The organism is Candidatus Cloacimonadaceae bacterium (assembly GCA_030693415.1).
Taxonomy (GTDB): domain Bacteria; phylum Cloacimonadota; class Cloacimonadia; order Cloacimonadales; family Cloacimonadaceae; genus JAUYAR01.
In genome coordinates, this window is the sequence record JAUYAR010000152.1 from 12,834 (window position 1) to 30,561 (window position 17,728).

Genomic DNA, 17,728 nt, shown 5'->3' on the forward strand with positions numbered 1-17,728 from the left:
CTCACCCTAAAAAATGCCCATTTTGGGCATAAATCGGCATTTTCCGAATTTGGGCAAATCGCCTAACAGCATATATGGCACACCTATACCCGTTTATCATTTTTCCCAAAAACACCGCTAAGTCAAATGTAGTGACCATAACATTCAGATTTATCTTGACGGAAATTCAGCCCTCAACATTGTGGCTCTCATGTATATTAGAAAGATGACTAAAACAAACAAAGGCTCCGGCAAGCAATACGACGAGTATCGCTTGGTGAAGAGCTGTCGCAACGGGGACAAGGTAAGCCAGACCATCATTTTGGTCATGCAGGAGATACGTGTGCCGCAGCAGCAATGGAAAGCATTGGCTACGGCGATTGAGGCTTTGATCAACGGTCAGGAAGTGCTGTTTCGCGAGCAAGCTATCCAGGCAGAAGCAGAGCGCTGGGTCAGTGCTTATCTGTCCAAAAAGTCCAGGGATACGATGCCGCTGGAAATCAATCCCAAAGATGATGAAGACTATGAAAGCGTCAGTATCAGCAGCATTTCGAATCGTCAGCCCAAGAGCATTGGCGCGGAGCACATATCCTTGAGTATATACCGCGAGCTTGGTTTTGAAGGCATCTTTCAGGAACTGGGCTTCACCGGTAAGCAAAGAAATGACGCGGCACTGTCAATATTGGGCAGAATGTTGGAGCCGGGCAGCGAGAATGCAACTGCCGGTTGGAGCAGGATTCATACAGGTTTGGGGGAGCTTCTGGGAGCAGACTTTTCCAGATTATCGCACAATGCGCTGTACCGGATAACCGATCAGATCTATAAGCATAAAGAGCATATCGAGAGGAAATTACGTGAAAACGAATGCAGCATCTTCGACCTCAAGGAGAGCATCTTTCTTTATGATCTCACCAACACCTATCTGGAGGGCATGGCAAGGGGTATTTCCAAGGCTCGCTTTGGTTTTTCCAAGGAAAAGCGCTCCGATTGCAGATTATTGACCTTGGGTCTCGTTTTGGATGACCTGTGTTTTCCCAAAAGAAGCCGGGTTATGGAGGGTTCCGTAAGTGAATCTGCCGCCTTGGGAAAGATGATCGAGTATCTGAGCGATGAAGACGACGGGAAAGCCGTTACCGTGGTCATCGATGCCGGGATTGCCACGGAAGCCAATCTTGCCTATCTGAGAAAAAAGAAATATCATTATGTCTGCGTTGCCCGCAACAAACCCATTCCTGAAACACAGATCGATAAGGCGGAATTCGTGCCCGTCTCCAATAAAGGCGGCAATCAGATCCACGCTCAAGTTTTCAAGAAGGAGAATGAATGTGTCCTCTATTGTGAAAGCGAAAAGATGGGACTCAAGGAAAAGGCGATGCAGGAGAAGTTCTGTTCCCGCTTTGAAGCTGAATTGAACAAGCTCCGTGATGCCCTTGCAGCAAAGAAGGGGAAAAGGAATTTTGAATATATCCAAGACCGGGTTAGCCGGCTCAAAGAACGCTTCAAATCGGTGAGTTCTTTCTATACGATAGACATATCACGGGAAGATGACAAAGCCGGCTCTCTCCAATACGCCTGTGACCGTCAGGGAGCTCTTGACACCAAGTACTCCGGATCATACTTTCTTCGCACCAGCCACATGGATCTCAGCAGTGACAAGATCTGGTCTATCTATATGATGCTGAATACGGTGGAAAGCGCATTCAGAACCCTCAAATCAGAGCTTCATTTCAGACCCGTTTACCATCAAAAAGAATCCCGCGCGGAAGCACACCTCTTTGTCGCTGTCCTGGCATATCATGTGGTCAACGCTATTCACCACAGATTGCAGGAGCATAAGATCACAATTTCTTGGAATACCCTCCGTAAAATGATGCGCAACCATCAGTTGATCCTGACGACCATGCAAACCAGAAAAGGTACGACAATCACTATTCTCGATACCACAGTCGCTGAAGATAACCACAAGCAAATCTATAATGCCCTCAATCTCAGCCATAATCCAATCAAAAGAAGGGTCACCAAGCACAAACACGTGTAGTAACCATAGGTTATCTAAGTGGACGTAGGACAGGTAGATACATATTGAAATGGTAAAGTTGGGTTAAGGCTTGATTAACGCTGTCAAGTAGTAGCGCAGCTCACATCCCCCCGTTTTTCATGCAGGGGATTTCCAGTTGCATATAATCCCTCCTCACGCCCTTGAATTTATCAACATTGTACCTTGAAACATGGGCAAAGCAAAGCGATACTATACCGGAAAGTTTATAGTAAACAAAGCCATATATCTTCTTCCATTTTTTTTTGGAGTAGTTCATGTAATGCGGAAAAGCCATCATGATTTGTTCTGCAATACGTTTCAACGAATAGAGATAGCTCATTGCCAAGAGCAGGACTTGATTCATGTTTTTGAGCCTCAGATATGATGTTAATTGAATGTCTTCCCACCCGTATTCTTGCTTGATATGCTTATGCACCTCTTCAATCTTCCATCTCAAACGGTACATCCTGATTACCTTTTCCATGATCTGATCATCTGATAAATGTGGCAGGACTGGAAAATTGCAGAAGAAATAGAAATATCCTTGCTTGCCATGCTTGTTGGGGCTGAATTTGGCAACAACCAAATAGAGCTCAACGGTCTCGGGATGCTTTTTGGGATGAGAATCCAGTCTAAGTTTAACACGCTTGAGTCCGCACATGATCTGTTGTCCGTTTTCTTTTACTTCGATTCTTGTGGTCAAACTTACAGATTTGGCCACCTCTTTGAAAGGACGCTCTTTATCGCCAACAATAATGTTTCTGATGCCCATGCTCCTGACAATAAAATTCATGTCATGGAGTCCGAGAAATCCAAACAATCCCCTCTCATCATACCCTCGATCAAATAGATAAACACCTTTATTGCCGGAAGCTATCGTTATTTCAATCAGGCGATCCTCGAGAATCTGGGATACGCCATCCAATTCGGTATCACGTGCGATCAAATCACTGCTTAGCGGCTTAATCTGATACCCATCTCCATCTTTATCGTAGGCTATAATGTTTAAAAGATCATATCCTAACTTGTTGTTTTTCCCGGAGCTGCCATCCCTTACGAATTGGATGCCTTCCATTTTTGTGGCGCTTGATTTGACGATATCGCTCTCATCCACAATTATGCCGGTGTCCATATCAAATCCGCGGCATTCTTTGTTTATTATGGAGGCTTGAGAATTATCATGGGCATCATACTCACAGTGTGTATTTGTGTAGTTGCTGGCATATCCACATTGAAACCAACACATGATAAAATCGACATATGGATATCGCGATCAGAATATGGGAAACTGGATACTTTTCTATCAAGTCAGGCATTCAGCACTAAACAGGCATCCTCCAACGATCTCTCCTACTATTGTCTCATAGAAACGCTTGAAACAAACTTCTCTATGTTTGAAAAGCATGGTCTGGCATTTCTATCGTCAGCGGTACAGGAAGAATCGTTGAGATTTAGAGTTCTTGATATTTATACGAAGAACGCTGTTAATAATCCTAAATATGCATTTTCGCTATTGTCAAATTATAAACATTTCCCGGCTGGATCGAATAAGCCTGTGTCAGCAACCTTAGCTTCTTACTCACCCGGTTTTGTAGATAGCCTATTTGTCTGTTTGTTTAAGTCAAAGGGGATTACGATAAATACTCCAGCCTCGCTAATTATTTCCACTGTGATTCCATATATGAGGTTAGCTCTCGAGGAATATCCCAAGGTAAAAAAAATAATTGAATATACAAAAACGCTTGATGAGTTTATTGAATTGAAGAAAGGATTTGACAAAGGACTGACAGCGCTCATTGCCTTTAAGGAAAATGTTGAAAAAGCGCTTAATTATAGCGATTATAGTGGTTTAGATGAAGAGCAGCTTAATCAAATGATTGAACTTACTGAGTATTTATATAAGCTCAATACCCTGTTTGGTAGCGGTAATAACGAATTTCATCCCGGCCAACTGAGGGAATACTACAGTATTGAAGACTATAGCTCATTAGAAACCGAATCCGACCAGCTTAATCGGATGATAAAGGCGGCGGACAATTCTATAAACGAATGTACAAAAGGAAACAAAATAGTGCACGACAAAAGCGCGATAGTTAAGAGTGACTTAATAAATCTGCTTAATGATTAGAATGATGGTATCCGAACCAATAATAATATCACCCTCCAGAGCTACTGACATTCCAGCCTTTTTTCGGACGGGCTTATATATAGGGGGATCGACGATGGTTACGTAAAGTTGAAAAACCCTCTTTTTCAATCCTCTTCGCCGAATTGCTCGGACATCTTATCGACACAAGCATTTGATCCATAACCGACAACTCTGGGTCTATATATGGGTTTAACTCAATTCTCGCACTCTATCATCAGCGGGTTGCTGGATATTTTACAGGGCTTATTTTATTTGAAAAGTCAATTTCATTATCGGTTGTGAGGGCTCGATATCATAGTGGTTTAAGTCATAACGGAAAGCAAAGACTCAAAAGCAAAGCCCCGCCAGCCATCCTGTGGAAATGGCAGCTTGGATGTTGAATCCGCCGCTGGGGAGATTGTAGTCCAATATCTCGCCGGCGAAATGCAAGCCGGGGTGGAGCTTGGATTCGAGATTTTGGGCGCGCACTTCTTTGAGAGAAACTCCTCCGGCAGTGAGCATCGACGTGGAAAGGCTTTCGATTTCGTTGACGGTGAATTCCAGGTGGCTCAGGATCGAGACGATTTGAAAGCGCGTAGTTTTTTTGACCTGTGCCGCAGGTTGAGCGGGGTCAATGTTCTTTGTGGATAAAAGCGCCAGTATCAATGCTTCCGGCAAGCCACTGTGTTTCATGCAATTGAGCAGATTCTGACGGGCATATTTATCCAATAACAGCGGTATTCTTTGTTCCGCGCGGGGTAGCAATTCCAGAATGATGCGGTCTGAACCACTTAAAAGATGAGAGTTATCGAGGATGAGGGGACCTGATAAGCCGCTGTGGGTGAAGAGGATGTCGCCTTCGACAACAAAACGTTTTAATGGATTGATCAGAATAGCTTTGATCCTTTTCAGCGAGATCCCGGAGCAGGAAACGAAGCTTTTGTAAGCGCGAATCTTGACGCTTGCCAAGGCGGGACGGGGTTTCACGATCTTGTGCCCAAGCTGCTTTGTTAGCTCCATAGCCGAACCGTCCGATCCGGTTTGCGGATAAGAACAGCCTCCTCCGGCGATGATCAGTTTGCGGCATTGATACTCGCTTCCATCTTCGCAGATTACTTGAAAGCCTTCTCCCGGAAACACTTTCACCACTTTCTTGTCATACTCGATCCGAGACCCTTTTGCCAAAACCAGACGCAAAAGAGTATCTCTCACATCCTCCGCGTTGAAGCTGGCGGGAAAGACCTTTCCATCCGCGCGCACCGCCACTGGGCAGCCGTTTTCGGTCATCAGGTCTATCAAACCTTGGCTGTCCATTGCAAAGAGCGAGGGTTTGAGAAAAGCGCCGAACTGTCCGCACTTGAGCAGAAACTCCTCACGGCTCAAGTCATGGGTGAAATTGCATTGTCCCGAACCGCTGAGCAAAAGTTTCTTACCGGCAATAAGATTGCGTTCCAGGATCAGGCATGGCACGGACGAAGAGATCGCCGCCGCCAAGCCGGCAGGACCGGCACCAATGATAACGCACGCGAGCCTTTTCATATTGTATCCTCTCTGGCGAGCCTGCCATAGACGATGAGCGCGTCTTTGCCGGAATAGTATTTGTAAAAGGTGGCCTTGCTCACTTTTGTCGTGGCGCAGACATCTTCGATGGTCACGCGCTGAAAACCGTGTCTTTTGAACTGCGAAAATTCCGTATCCACCAACGCAGCTTTTTTTTTTCCAATCCCTTCCGGGATCAGAGCTTCAATGATTTCGTCCATGATATACGTTTATCCTCTATATTTATGTTTATGATGCCAGTGATCTATTTGCATATATTATGTCCAGCGAAAGTTCATGGTTAAACTTGCTGAAACACTATCTCCGCAGCATCGGCATGCTGCGCTACCCATTGGGAAGCCAAACTCTGATTCGGCAGTGTGGAATCTGGAAATCGGACGGAATCGGAATTCACCACCACCAAAAAAGATCACTTTGCCCTTCCCGCTTGACTGCGTCTATCATGCGTTAATCAAGCGTTAATCAAGCGTTAGTTTTATTACGCTTGATTAAGGCTTGATTAAGGCTTGATTAACGCTTTGGAAAGAGAGCAAAAGCGGAAAACACTGTGCTGCAGCGACATGGGTGTATGATGGATAGGAGGATAGATGGAATAGATCATATCTCCCTTCAAGTGAACAGGTGAACGGGTGAATGGGTGAATAAGTGAATGGATGAGCTGCAGCGCGGGAACCGACGGGGACGTCGGTAATTCCATATTCCGTCCTACGGACTGATCAAGGTTGAAATTGATATCATCTCTCTTATCTTATCTCTCTTATCTCATCTCTCATCTCTCATCTCTCATCTCTCTTATCTTATCTCTCATCTCTCATCTCCCATCTCCACTTCAATCCGCATCCGCGTGGTGTTTGATCACTTTTCCCTGTGCCAGATAGACGGTGTTTTCCGCGATATTGGTGGATAGATCGGCAATGCGTTCGAGGTTTTTGGCGATGCGCAAGACGTGCAGAAAGTCTTCGATGATCTGGGGACTTTGTTTCATCAGTTCGATTAGGTGGGCGGTGATGCCGCGGTTGAGGTCATCCACGATGCTATCGTCATGGCAGATTTGGCGGGAGAGTTCCACGTCCTCGTTGGTGAAGGCGGTGATGCTTTGTTTGAGCATGGCAAGGGCTTTGACCTTCATCTCCATAAGTTCTGGGATCAGATTCAGGATCGGGTTTCCACTGAGGATGGAAGAGCTTTCGGCGATATTCACCGCCTGGTCTCCGAGCCTTTCCAAATCGTTATTTATCTTGTATATCATGAGGATGACGCGCAGGTCTTTGGCTTCCGGTTGATATAGTGCGATCAGGCGTGTGCAGAGGTTTTCGATCTCGATCTCGAGTTGGTTGACGCGGGTTTCAAAGACCATCACGTCTTCGAGACTGCCACCGCTCACGCTTTTGATACCGGTGAAACACATCGCCACCATATTTTCCACCAGTCCGGCTTCCGCCATCAGCAACTTTTTCAGTTCGCTAATCTTTTCTATGAGCATTCAAATCTCCTTCTATTGTATAAATTAATCAAGACATCAACCAAACACACCGGTTAAATATGCTTCGGTGCGGGAATCCGTGGGAACGGTGAATACCCGTTGGGTTTCGCCAAATTCTACTAATTCACCCAGATACATGAACGCAGTGTAATCCGAGATTCTGCCTGCTTGAGCGATGTTGTGAGTGACGATCAGGATGCTCACCTGTTTTTTGAGTTCCACGCAGAGCTCTTCCACTTTGGCGGTGGCTTGGGGATCGAGCGCGGAGGTGGGTTCGTCCAAAAGCAGGATGCGGGGGTTGTTTGCCAAAGCCCTCGCGATGCAAAGTCGCTGTTGCTGTCCACCGGATAGGGACATCGCGGATTCGTTTAATCTATCTTTCACTTCATCCCAGAGCCAGGCGTCCCGGAGGCTTTTTTCCACGCGGGTGTGAATCTCGCACTTGGAATATTTGCCCTGAATGCTGAGTCCGAAGGCGACGTTGTTGTAGATGGATTTGGGGAAAGGATTTGGCTTTTGAAACACCATGCCGACGCGCGAACGAATGTTTGTGACCATTGCCCCCGGGGCATAGATGTTTTCAGCGTCGAGCAGGACTCTGCCTTCGATGCGGGTGCCGTCGATGAGGTCGTTCATACGGTTGAAGCAGCGTAGCAGGCTGGATTTTCCGCAGCCTGAAGGGCCGATCATGGCGGTGATGCGATGTTCGAACACGCAGAGATTGACATCATGCAGCACGTGGTTCTGTCCGAACCAAAGATTCAGACTTTCAGTGCGAATGTGGGCTTTTACCATTTTCTTTTTCTCCTGATGTGATAACGGATGGCGATGGCGAGAGAGCTGACTCCCAAGACAAGGATAAGCAGAACCACGGCGGAGCCATAGGCGATGGGGGTCTGCAATTTGGAGTTTGAACCCTCGGTCATCAGCGCGAATATGTGATATGGCAGAGCCATGACTTCGTGAAAGATGGATTTGGGCAATTGCCGCGAATAGAAGGTCGCGGCGGTGAACATGATCGGAGCCGTTTCTCCGGCGACGCGTCCCACGCTGATGATGGCGCCGGTGAGGATGTTTGGCAATGCAGTTGGGAGAATTATCCGTAAAATAGTCTGTCTTTCGGTGGCGCCCAAAGCCATCGAGGCGTCGATGAAGTCTCTCGGAACGCCGCGCATGGCTTCTTCCGAGGCATTAATGATGATCGGCAATGCCAGGATCGCCAGAGTGAAGGCGCCGGCGATCAGCGAGACGTCGAACTTCATCAGATTCACAAATACCGCCATGCCAAAGAGACCGTAGATGATCGAAGGGATGCCTGCCAGAGTGTTGATTGAGATCCTCACGATCTGCATCAAGAGGCGCGGCTTGCCATAGTTATTCAGATAGATCGCGGTGAAGATCCCCAATGGCAAGGCGATGCTGATCGATAGCAGGGTCAGATACAAAGTGCCCAGAATGGCGGGATAGATGCCTCCGGAGGTCATTGCATCCCGCGGTGGCTGGGTCAAAAAGGTCCATGATATGGAGCTCAGACCCTTGCTGAAGATGCTGTAAAGAAAGATGATAAGCGCGATCGTCGTGAAGATGATGCAGGCTCCGAGGATACCAACGCCGAGGACGTTCTTCAGCTTTCTCATCGTTTCACCCTCTTCAGAAAGACGAGTTCCGTGACCAGATTGGTCACCAAAGTGATGACGAAGAGCACGATCGCGATGGCAAAGAGCGAGCGGTAGTGCAGATCTCCGACTACGGTTTCACCCATTTCCGCAGCTATGGTGGAAGTCATTGGTCGGATCGATTGAAAGATGCTGGATGGGATCTGAGCCGAACCGCCAGCTACCATCAACACGACCATCGTTTCACCGATAGCCCTGCCAAATCCCAAAAGGATGCTGCCAATGATGCCGCTTTTTGCAGCAGGAACGACCACGCGGGTGATGGTTTCCCATTTCGTCGCTCCCAATGCGAATGAAGCTTCCCGCAGAGCTTTCGGAACGCTGGAAAGCGCGTCCTCGCTCATGCTGGCAATGATCGGAACCACCATCAAACCGAGGATGATCGAGGAGGTCAGCATATTCAAACCGGTGGGCAGATCGAAGGTTTCGCGGATCAGGGGAGCCAAAAAAGCCATTCCAAAGAGTCCATAAACCACTGAAGGGATTGCCGCTAACAGTTCGATCACCGGCTTTGCCATTTCCCTGAGGCGAAAACCAGCTATCTCGGAGATGAAAATGGCGGATCCGAGCCCCAGCGGAACGGCGATGATCAAAGCTCCCAATGTAGCATAAAACGAACCCGCGATCAGAGTCCAGATGCCAAATTGCGCGTCCTCGTGGGTGGGATACCATGCCTTGGTGAATAGAAACTCCAAAAAACCAACCGACTTGAAGAGCGGTATCCCCTCATAGAATACGCTGGCAATAATGCCAAACAAAAACAGAATCGTTGCCAGCGCGGCAACGTAAGTGATCATCTTGAAAGTCTTTTCTTTAAATGCTTCCATATTGCACCTTATACGGCTTCGGCACCGTGGAGCGAATCCACGGTGCCAATGCAGCCGAGTAGATTATGAGTAAGGAGGTTCATTTAGTTTAGGGTGATAAAGCCCTGTTTTCTGACGATCGCCTGACCTTCTGCAGATTGGATGAAGGCGATGAACTTGCCGATCTCGCCGGTGGCTTTGCCGTTTGTGTACATATAGAGCTTGCGGGAGATCTTGTAAGTTCCGGATTTGATCGTGCTTTCACTGGGCATGATCTTTTCGACGGTCAGGACCTTGACGTCGTCCGTGATATAGCCCAATCCCGCATAGCCAATGGCTCCCGGTGTGCTGGCTACGGTGGTGACCACGGCGTTGTTTGAGGCGAGCAATTGGGCGGAGGGATCGACCTTGGCGCCGCCGAGGGCTTTTTCGTTGAAGACTTCAAAGGTTCCGGAAGCCACGTCTCTGGAGACGACTACGATCGGCAGGCTGGGTCCGCCCAGCTCTTTCCAGTTTTTGATCTTGCCGGTATAGATGCCTTTGATCTGGGCAATAGTGATATCCTTGACGCCATTTGTGCGGTGCACGACCATGGCGATGCCGTCATTTGCCACGGCATAACCGATGGGGTTGATGCCCTTGGATTTGGCGGTGGAGATCTCTTTGGATTTGATCGGACGTGAGGAATTGGCGATATCGACGGTGCCGTTTTGCAGAGCGGCAATGCCTACTCCGGAACCACCTCCGCGAACGGAGATGTTGACGCCGGGATGTTTGTCCATGTAGGCTTCAGCTCCTGCCTGAGCAACCGGAAGGACGGTGGTGGAACCTGAACAGGTGATCTGGTTACCCTTCTGGGCAAAGAGCGGAAGCGAGATCAGCAGGGCTGCGACGATGAGGATGATGATAGTGTTTTTCACTGAAAACTCCTTTATTTTATGGTGCTGGAAAAGCGCCATTTGAGCTGTGCCATGACCTGAAGCGCGTCTTTCATGCCATTGGCGTAGGAGGGGCCGGACTCGTCTTCGTTGTAGGTCTTTTGGGTAACGTTGAGCTGCACCTGAAACTTCGGATTGAAGCTCTCGTCGTGCATGACGTTATAGTTCACTCCGCCGGTGATGGCGTTTTGCAGATACTTGGAAGCTGCGACGGGATTGTCGGTTTCGTCCCATTGATCATATCTGCCGATGATCTGGATGTCGGTACCGATCAAAGAGTAGAGATTCAGGATCGGCATCAGCATAAAGCCATTGGCAGCATAATCTTTGGCGGGATCGTTGGGAAACTTCATGTCTTTGGAGATATATTCCGCCCAGACATCCACAGGACCATAGGCAAGGCGCAGCACGCCATCCATGAGAGCTTGTTCCTGATAAGTGGCGACGGCGCTGTTGTCGGAAAGCTTCTTTTCGCGCTCGACGCTGTTGGTCATATAGGAACCGCCTATGGTAATGCCGGGGATCGGTGTAAGGCGCAGATTGGCAAGGTATTCCATGCGGGTGTTGTCTTTGAGGTTGACGCCAAACTTCTTGTAGCCTTCGCCATTATAGACGCCAAAGGCATACTCGCCGAATCCGGCGGGCAGGAAGCCATTGAGGGTCACGCCATAGTCTGCGGAAATGGCTACTTTGTATTCATCGGTGGGGGCTTTGCCGATCAGGGTGTAGTTCCAGTCATAGATGGTGCCGAAATACACTTTCTGCAGACCCACGGTCAAGGTCATATCCGGAACGGGGACGAGATTGGCAAAATCCACAAAGCCATACTTGAGTTTGAGACCGGCGCCGTCGCCGATCAGGTCTGTGGAAAACATATCGACGGTGAAGCGGGCGTTGGTATTTTCGCTAAACTTGGTTCTCAGATCGACGTAGCCGCGATCGAGGGCAAAATAGTTCTTTTTCACGATGTTGCTGCTATCCGCGGCGGATTTTCCGCTCTCCATGGTCCAGCGGCTCCAAAATTCGCCGCCCAATCTGGTTTCTTGCGCCGTCATCATTGCCGGCACCGCGATGATCGCGATAAGTAAGATAATCCAAAGCTTGGATCTCATGTGGTCTCTCCTTTTTCGGGTATGTTTTTTTTGTTCATACGCTCTGATAATACGAAGAGATTGTTAGGTTTTGATGAAGGCTGTGTTAAGATAGCTTTATTGTTTGTGGCGCTCAGGAGGAGAGAGCTTGCCTGATCATGGATGAAGCCCTCAGGCAGGGCAAAAGGGGGCCAAAAGCCCTAAATGGCTTTTGGGCCGGAGCTGCTGCTTTTGAGGCGGCGCAAAGCTTTCTGGCGGAGTAGCTTGACCCTCTCGTTGCTGATCGAAAGAGCGCACGCGATCTCTTTTATGCTGAGGCGCTTCTCATAGCTGAGGATCAGGATCTGTCGCTCCAGAGGAGGCATGTCATCGGGGAGCCCCAAGTCCGTGTCTGCCGATGGTTCCGGCTCCGCTGAGATCTGTTCGGGAAGCTCATTGCCACCGGCCTGGGCAAGGTTTCCGCTTTCACGGTCGATGGCTTCCAGTACGCGTTTCTTGATCCAATAGACGGCATAGGTGGAAAACTTGGCTTCGTAACCCTGTTCAAAGCGCTTGTAGGCTTCCAAAAGACCGATCAGCGCCTCTTGTTTAAGGTCTTCCACCGGAACGCTGGAGCGACGGTAGGAAAGCGCGATGCTGAAAGCCAGGGGAGCATATTCGCCGATCAGACTGTCCTGATCGGCTGGAAAGCCTTTATCCACAGTACTTTTCGTTGGTTTCATCGTTTGGTAACAGGATGGAAAACTGCGTTCCTTCTCCGGGAACGCTGCTCACGTTGATCGTTCCACGATGCAATTGAACGATGTGTTTCACTATCGCCAAGCCGAGTCCGGTTCCGCCCTTGGCACGGTTGCGTGAGGAATCCGCCACATAGAAACGCTCAAAGATCCTGGGCAAATGCTGTGCCGAGATACCGATACCGCTGTCCCTGACAATGATCTTTACCTCATTGTCATCAGCTTCGACGGAAATGAATATCCCGCCCTGCTCGGTATAGCGGATGGAGTTTTCCACCAGATTGATGAAGATCTGTTCAAATTTGAAGGGATCCACCCAGGCATATCTGTTTCTATCCTTGATGTCGATGTCCAGCGTGAGCTTCTTTTCCTGCGCGAGGGGTTTGAGGATCATGGCAAGGTTGTCAAAAAACACTCCCAGCTTTGTCTTTTGGGGTGAGATGGGTCTGGCGTGTTCGAGGCGGATCAGATCCTCCAGATCGCTGATCAGCCTGATCAGGCGCATGGTGTGGTTTGTGATGATGCTCACATAGCGGACGTCCTCGCCTTTGGCATTATCCGCCAAAGCTTCGGCAAAGCCTTTGATCGCGGTGAGAGGTGTGCGCAGTTCATGCGCCAGATTCACGATAAAGTCCTTCTTCATCTGTTCCGCCTGCCTGAGTGGATCTATGTTTTGCAGGGTGAAGATCATGCGGTCGGCTTCCTCATTGCGTGAAGCGATGATCAGGTAGTAATGCTCATCCAGCACAAATTCCTTGATCTGCCTTTGGGATTGTTTGCCGAATTCACCGATGAAATCAGCCAGATCGGGATCGCGGATCAGCTCCCAGTAATGCTGTTTCTGATCCGGATTGAAGCCTGGAAAGAGCTTGCTGAAGGCATCATTTGCCCACCAGATGCGTCCGTCTCCGCTTTGAGACCACAGTGCTTCCTCGATCGAGCCAATGATCAGGCGCAGTTCTTCACGGTGCACCGATAGGTGTCCGATCGTATCATCCAGAGAGCCGATCATCTGGTTGATGCTCCTGCCGATGGTGTCAAATTCCTCCACATCCAGGTCCGGAATGCGTTCGCGCCTTTCTCCGCGTGTGATCTTCTGCGCGATGCGGTCGATCTTGCCGATCTGGCGGTTGAAACGCAGGATGGTGAAGAATACGATCAAAAACGTGGAGCATGTCATCGTGAGCAGGACATATTGGATCCTGATTCCGGCAAGCAGCAGGATCGCCAGCAAGCCGAGATTGAAGAGGTTCAAGACCACCAGCGCCCGGTTCAGACTGTGCTTTTCCATCTATCCTCAATCCTCCGGGTCGCTATCGAACTTATAGCCCATGCCGCGGATGTTTCGGATCATGGTGGCAAACTTCCCGATCTTCTCACGCAGGTTTTTGATATGGACGTCCACGCTGCGTTCGATCACGATCTTGTCCGTGCCCCAAAGATAATCGAGGATCTGCGCGCGTGAATAGACCCACCCCGGTCTTTTGGTGAGGAGCTGCAAGATTTTGAATTCGGTGAGCGTGAGGTCGATCCTTTTGCCTTTGATAAATGCCTCAAAGCGGTTGAAATCCAGCTTGAAGCCATGAGCGATCACCAGTACGTTTTTGTGCGTCTCCCAACCGGCTCTGCGCAGCACGGCATTTACGCGCGCGATCAGTTCTCCTCCGTCAAAGGGCTTGGTGATATAATCGTCCGCGCCAGTCTCCAGTCCCTTGACCTTGTCCTCGATATCCACTCTCGCGGTGAGCATGATGATCGGTATTCCGGCAAAGCGTTCTTCCTTTTTGAGCACCGCGCACAATTCCATGCCATCCATGTCCGGCAGCATCAGATCGAGCATGATCAGATCCGGAACCAGCTCTTCCAACGCGGGGAAAAGGTCTTTCGCCACGGGGTAGCAGCGTACGTCAAATCCGCCCCCGCGCAGTTTCAGAGCGATCAGTTCCATGATGTCGGCTTCGTCTTCCACGATGTAGATGAGTTTTTGCATTCTCAGGTTCTCCAATTTTTGCTGATGATGTCAAGATAGTCTCATGCCATTAATTGACAAGCGAAAAAGGGGAATTAACGGTTAAATATTCTTAACAGAATTGCACGATATCGCCAGGGCTGGAATCCCTTCACCTTTGCATTACGGAGTCAATACGGACTTAGTCCGTAATGAGTCCGTATTGATTCCGTAATGCTAAGGGGGAAGAGTGAACGGGTGAACAGGAAAGTAGCGCAGCATGCCGATGCTGCGGAAACGATGGTTATGTTTGATAGTTTTTTTTTACCTCCACAGCAGTGGCATGCTGCGCTACAGGCGTTTCTTTCAACCTTTGTTTGATCAATAGGCAAATAAATAGTTGACAAAAACTGCCGCAAAATAGCTTATGAGGGCACTTACTTGGTAGATACTGATCTGATGCCATGGTTTCGCTGACAGAACGAATACAAGGCATTGTCGAACAAGCACTTAAATTGAGGTCAAAGGAGTATATGATGCAGAGCGATAGTATTACTCAGCAGCAATCAGATTCTGCAGATACTGGTCTGACGCAAATTATCAATGAGATTATCCGTCAATATCCCGAGCTCTCTGATCTAATAAATAAACTGCAAATCGAGCTTGATGGATTTAGGCGGGAAAATGACTGTCTGAAGCGTGAGCATATACATTTCCGCACTTGTCTTGAAAATACCACGGACATCATTGCAAGCCTTTCATTAGACGGTTTTATTGCTTCCGTAACCCCAAACTGGAAAGAGGTTATGGGACATGAGCCGAGCGAGATAATCAATCAATCGCTCTTTGAAAAAGTCATTTATCCGGCGGATGTGTCAGATTTTGTAGAGGTCTATCAAAGAGTCATCAGCACCGGTGAGAAACAGTCCGGCATCGAGTACCGGGCGTTGCATCGGGATGGTTCGATTCGTTGGCATACGACCAGTCTATCTCCCATTTTTGATAATATGGGCAACGTCACATCGATCCTGGCGATTGCGAGAGATACTACGGAACTGAAACTTGCCGAAGACAAGCTCAGATCGACAAAGCTGGCTTATGAATCCTTGTTCCTTAAAGCGCCGGATGGAGTAATCCGGATCGATCACCAGAGCAACTTCACCTATATCAGTCCTTCCACAAGAAAGATGTTTGGCTATGCGGAGACGGAGCTGACGCCCTCTTCTCCTATGGAATTGATTCATCCTGATGACCTTCCCATGGTGTTTGAAGCTTTGAGTAAGCTGGTGGCTGATCCAAGCTATGTGCCGACTCTTGAATGCCGGATTCATCACCTTGACGGTTCGTGGAAGTGGATTGAAGCTACATTTTCAAATCTGCTTGAGGATATAATTGTGCACGGCATTGTGATCAATTTTAGAGATATAAGCGAACGCAAACACGCGGAAAACATCATCAAGGAGAGTGAAGCCAGATACCGTCATTTGATCGAGACCATGAACGAAGTGGTCGTGTATGTCGATAATGACGATGTGATTAAATACATAAACCCCGTCTGTTACAAGGTCTATGGATACACACCGGAAGAATTGACCGGGAAAGTAGGCTATGAATACTTGGTTCACGAAGATGATAGGCATATCATTATCGAAAAAAACAAATCCCGGATAGAAGGCAAGACCGATTCTTATGAAGCTAGGGGAAAAAAAAGAACTGGAGAGACGATCTGGCTCAAGATGAGCGGGTCTCCGATGCGCGATGCCAACGGCGAAGTGATTGGCTCGGTAGGGATAATCGACGATATATCCCACAGCAAATCTTTGATGGAGCAGTTGCTTGCTACCCAAAAGATGGATGCCATCGGTCTGCTTGCCGGAGGAGTTGCTCACGATTTTAACAATCTACTTGGCATTATAATGGGTTATGCCGAGGATATCCATAGCAGCCTGCCATCACAAAGCCCGCTCATGCCGGAAGCAGAGGAGATCGTCAAAGCCTGTAAACAGGCATCCATTCTCACTCATCAGTTGCTTTCCTTTAGCCGCAGCCAGATATTGCAGCCCATAGCTCTGAATCTGAGCGAATCAGTCTCAAATATACTGCCGCTTTTACCGCGATTGATCGGTAGTGAGATCGCAATCGAGACCATTTTGGCAAATGATCTGGACAAAGTAAAGGCTGATCCGAGCCAGCTCGATCAGGTCATCGTAAACCTTGCCTTGAACGCCAAAAACGCAATGCCCAAAGGTGGGAAACTTACCATTGAGACCGCTGGTGCCGAGATTGATGAAGACTCTGGCTACATCCATCCGGATATGAAACCCGGGCACTATCTAACGCTATCCGTCAGCGATACCGGCTGTGGAATGACCAAGGAAATCCAGAGCAGAATATTTGAGCCATTCTTCACTACTCAGGAAATGGGTAAAGGTCTGGGGCTTGGCTTATCCACTGTTTATGGCATCGTGCAACAGTCTGAGGGCTACATCCAAGTGATCAGCAAGCCGGGAATCGGGACAAAGATGAAGATTTTTCTGCCGGCGGATTACTCTCAGTCTGAGCCAAAACTCCAGCCCAAGCAAGAGTTGACAGGATACAGGGAGCTTATTCTGATCGTCGATGATGATGAATCTCTCGGCATTATGGTCAAGAATATGGTGGAAAAGAAGGGTTACCGAACGGAAGTGGTATTATCCCCAACGGTTGCGCTGGCTGCCATTGAAAATGGGTTGAGACCGGATCTGGTCATCACGGATGTAGTGATGCCGGAAATGAATGGCAAAGAGATGGTTGACCGGATCTTTGGCATCATTCCGGGACAGAAAGTGCTGTTTATGTCCGGCTTCACCGATAACGCGGTCGTGCGTAATGGAGTGAAGAATCATGATTTCCCGTTCATCCAAAAGCCATTTTCCTTTAGAGATATCATAGCCCTGATCCACAAATTGCTGCTGAAGCCACAGGAACCCGTCAAACGCACTGCCGCCATCCTGATGCTCGATGACGATGAGAATATCCGGGAATTGGTGAAACGTTCCTGCACCAAGCGGGGGCACAGCTTTGTGGGTGCCGGCAATCTCGAAGAAGCGCTCACTTCGCTATCCACGCAGGAGTTTGATATTCTCCTGGTCGATTTGCAACTGATCGGCATGAGCGGGATAAAAGCTCTGCAAAAGATACGAGAGGCGGGATTCACAACTCCCGCAATCATTCTGTCCGGGTCCCCCGGGCAGATCGATGACAATTTCCTGATTCCACTGGGGGTGACCAAAACGATAGAGAAATCAGCAGATAACCTGCCCCTCGTGCTCTGTATCGAAGAACTGCTTGCCGGTAAGCACTGA

15 protein-coding genes are annotated in these 17,728 nt (G+C 48.6%); 3 read left to right on the top strand and 12 right to left on the bottom strand.

Translation table 11 applies throughout. The features are described from left to right. Positions 1–190: 190 nt before the first annotated feature. The gene (locus tag Q8M98_09435) at positions 191–2,017 is read left to right on the top strand and encodes an IS1634 family transposase (GenBank protein MDP3114984.1); all 1,827 of its coding nucleotides are present in this window, start codon (positions 191–193) and stop codon (positions 2,015–2,017) included. A gap of 100 nt (positions 2,018–2,117) precedes the next feature. Here Q8M98_09435 and Q8M98_09440 read toward each other — a convergent pair whose 3' ends face one another. Further along, entirely contained in the window at positions 2,118–3,149 is a 1,032-nt protein-coding gene (locus tag Q8M98_09440; protein ID MDP3114985.1) for a transposase, read from the bottom strand. A 48-nt stretch (positions 3,150–3,197) separates the two neighbouring features. On the opposite strand from Q8M98_09440, the gene Q8M98_09445 reads away from it, so the two are divergent. Next, positions 3,198–4,145: a hypothetical protein gene (locus Q8M98_09445; protein ID MDP3114986.1), complete on the top strand. Its 948-nt coding sequence runs from the start codon at positions 3,198–3,200 to the stop codon at positions 4,143–4,145. Between the two features lie 348 nt (positions 4,146–4,493). Here the strand turns inward: Q8M98_09445 and Q8M98_09450 are convergent, their stop codons facing one another. The 11 genes from Q8M98_09450 to Q8M98_09500 form a co-directional block, all read right to left on the bottom strand. Next, positions 4,494–5,684: an aminoacetone oxidase family FAD-binding enzyme gene (locus Q8M98_09450; protein MDP3114987.1), complete on the bottom strand. Its 1,191-nt coding sequence runs from the start codon at positions 5,682–5,684 to the stop codon at positions 4,494–4,496. Then, complete coding sequence (locus Q8M98_09455; GenBank protein ID MDP3114988.1) at positions 5,681–5,905, bottom strand: TetR/AcrR family transcriptional regulator; 225 nt, start codon at positions 5,903–5,905, stop codon at positions 5,681–5,683. Before Q8M98_09455 ends, Q8M98_09450 begins: the two co-directional genes overlap by 4 nt. A gap of 629 nt (positions 5,906–6,534) precedes the next feature. Continuing rightward, entirely contained in the window at positions 6,535–7,188 is a 654-nt protein-coding gene (phoU, locus tag Q8M98_09460; GenBank protein ID MDP3114989.1) for a phosphate signaling complex protein PhoU, read from the bottom strand. Between the two features lie 36 nt (positions 7,189–7,224). After that, on the bottom strand, positions 7,225–7,983 hold the full coding sequence (pstB, locus tag Q8M98_09465; GenBank protein MDP3114990.1) for a phosphate ABC transporter ATP-binding protein PstB: 759 nt from the start codon (positions 7,981–7,983) through the stop codon (positions 7,225–7,227). Then, positions 7,977–8,825 (bottom strand): phosphate ABC transporter permease PstA, encoded by an 849-nt coding sequence (gene pstA / locus Q8M98_09470; protein ID MDP3114991.1) that lies wholly within the window; start codon positions 8,823–8,825, stop codon positions 7,977–7,979. Before pstA ends, pstB begins: the two co-directional genes overlap by 7 nt. Further along, positions 8,822–9,691: a phosphate ABC transporter permease subunit PstC gene (pstC, locus tag Q8M98_09475; protein MDP3114992.1), complete on the bottom strand. Its 870-nt coding sequence runs from the start codon at positions 9,689–9,691 to the stop codon at positions 8,822–8,824. Before pstC ends, pstA begins: the two co-directional genes overlap by 4 nt. 83 nt (positions 9,692–9,774) lie before the next feature. Continuing rightward, positions 9,775–10,590: a phosphate ABC transporter substrate-binding protein gene (locus tag Q8M98_09480; GenBank protein ID MDP3114993.1), complete on the bottom strand. Its 816-nt coding sequence runs from the start codon at positions 10,588–10,590 to the stop codon at positions 9,775–9,777. Between the two features lie 11 nt (positions 10,591–10,601). Next, the gene (locus Q8M98_09485; GenBank protein ID MDP3114994.1) at positions 10,602–11,720 is read right to left on the bottom strand and encodes a hypothetical protein; all 1,119 of its coding nucleotides are present in this window, start codon (positions 11,718–11,720) and stop codon (positions 10,602–10,604) included. Positions 11,721–11,899: 179 nt separating this feature from the next. Continuing rightward, positions 11,900–12,421 (bottom strand): sigma-70 family RNA polymerase sigma factor, encoded by a 522-nt coding sequence (locus tag Q8M98_09490; protein ID MDP3114995.1) that lies wholly within the window; start codon positions 12,419–12,421, stop codon positions 11,900–11,902. Next, positions 12,393–13,727: an ATP-binding protein gene (locus Q8M98_09495; protein MDP3114996.1), complete on the bottom strand. Its 1,335-nt coding sequence runs from the start codon at positions 13,725–13,727 to the stop codon at positions 12,393–12,395. Before Q8M98_09495 ends, Q8M98_09490 begins: the two co-directional genes overlap by 29 nt. A gap of 6 nt (positions 13,728–13,733) precedes the next feature. Next, positions 13,734–14,426 carry a response regulator gene (locus Q8M98_09500; GenBank protein MDP3114997.1) on the bottom strand — a complete coding sequence of 231 codons (693 nt, stop codon included), beginning with the start codon at positions 14,424–14,426 and terminating at the stop codon, positions 13,734–13,736. Positions 14,427–14,920: 494 nt separating this feature from the next. Here Q8M98_09500 and Q8M98_09505 point away from each other — a divergent pair, with 494 nt between their 5' ends. Next, the gene (locus tag Q8M98_09505) at positions 14,921–17,728 is read left to right on the top strand and encodes a PAS domain S-box protein (GenBank protein ID MDP3114998.1); all 2,808 of its coding nucleotides are present in this window, start codon (positions 14,921–14,923) and stop codon (positions 17,726–17,728) included.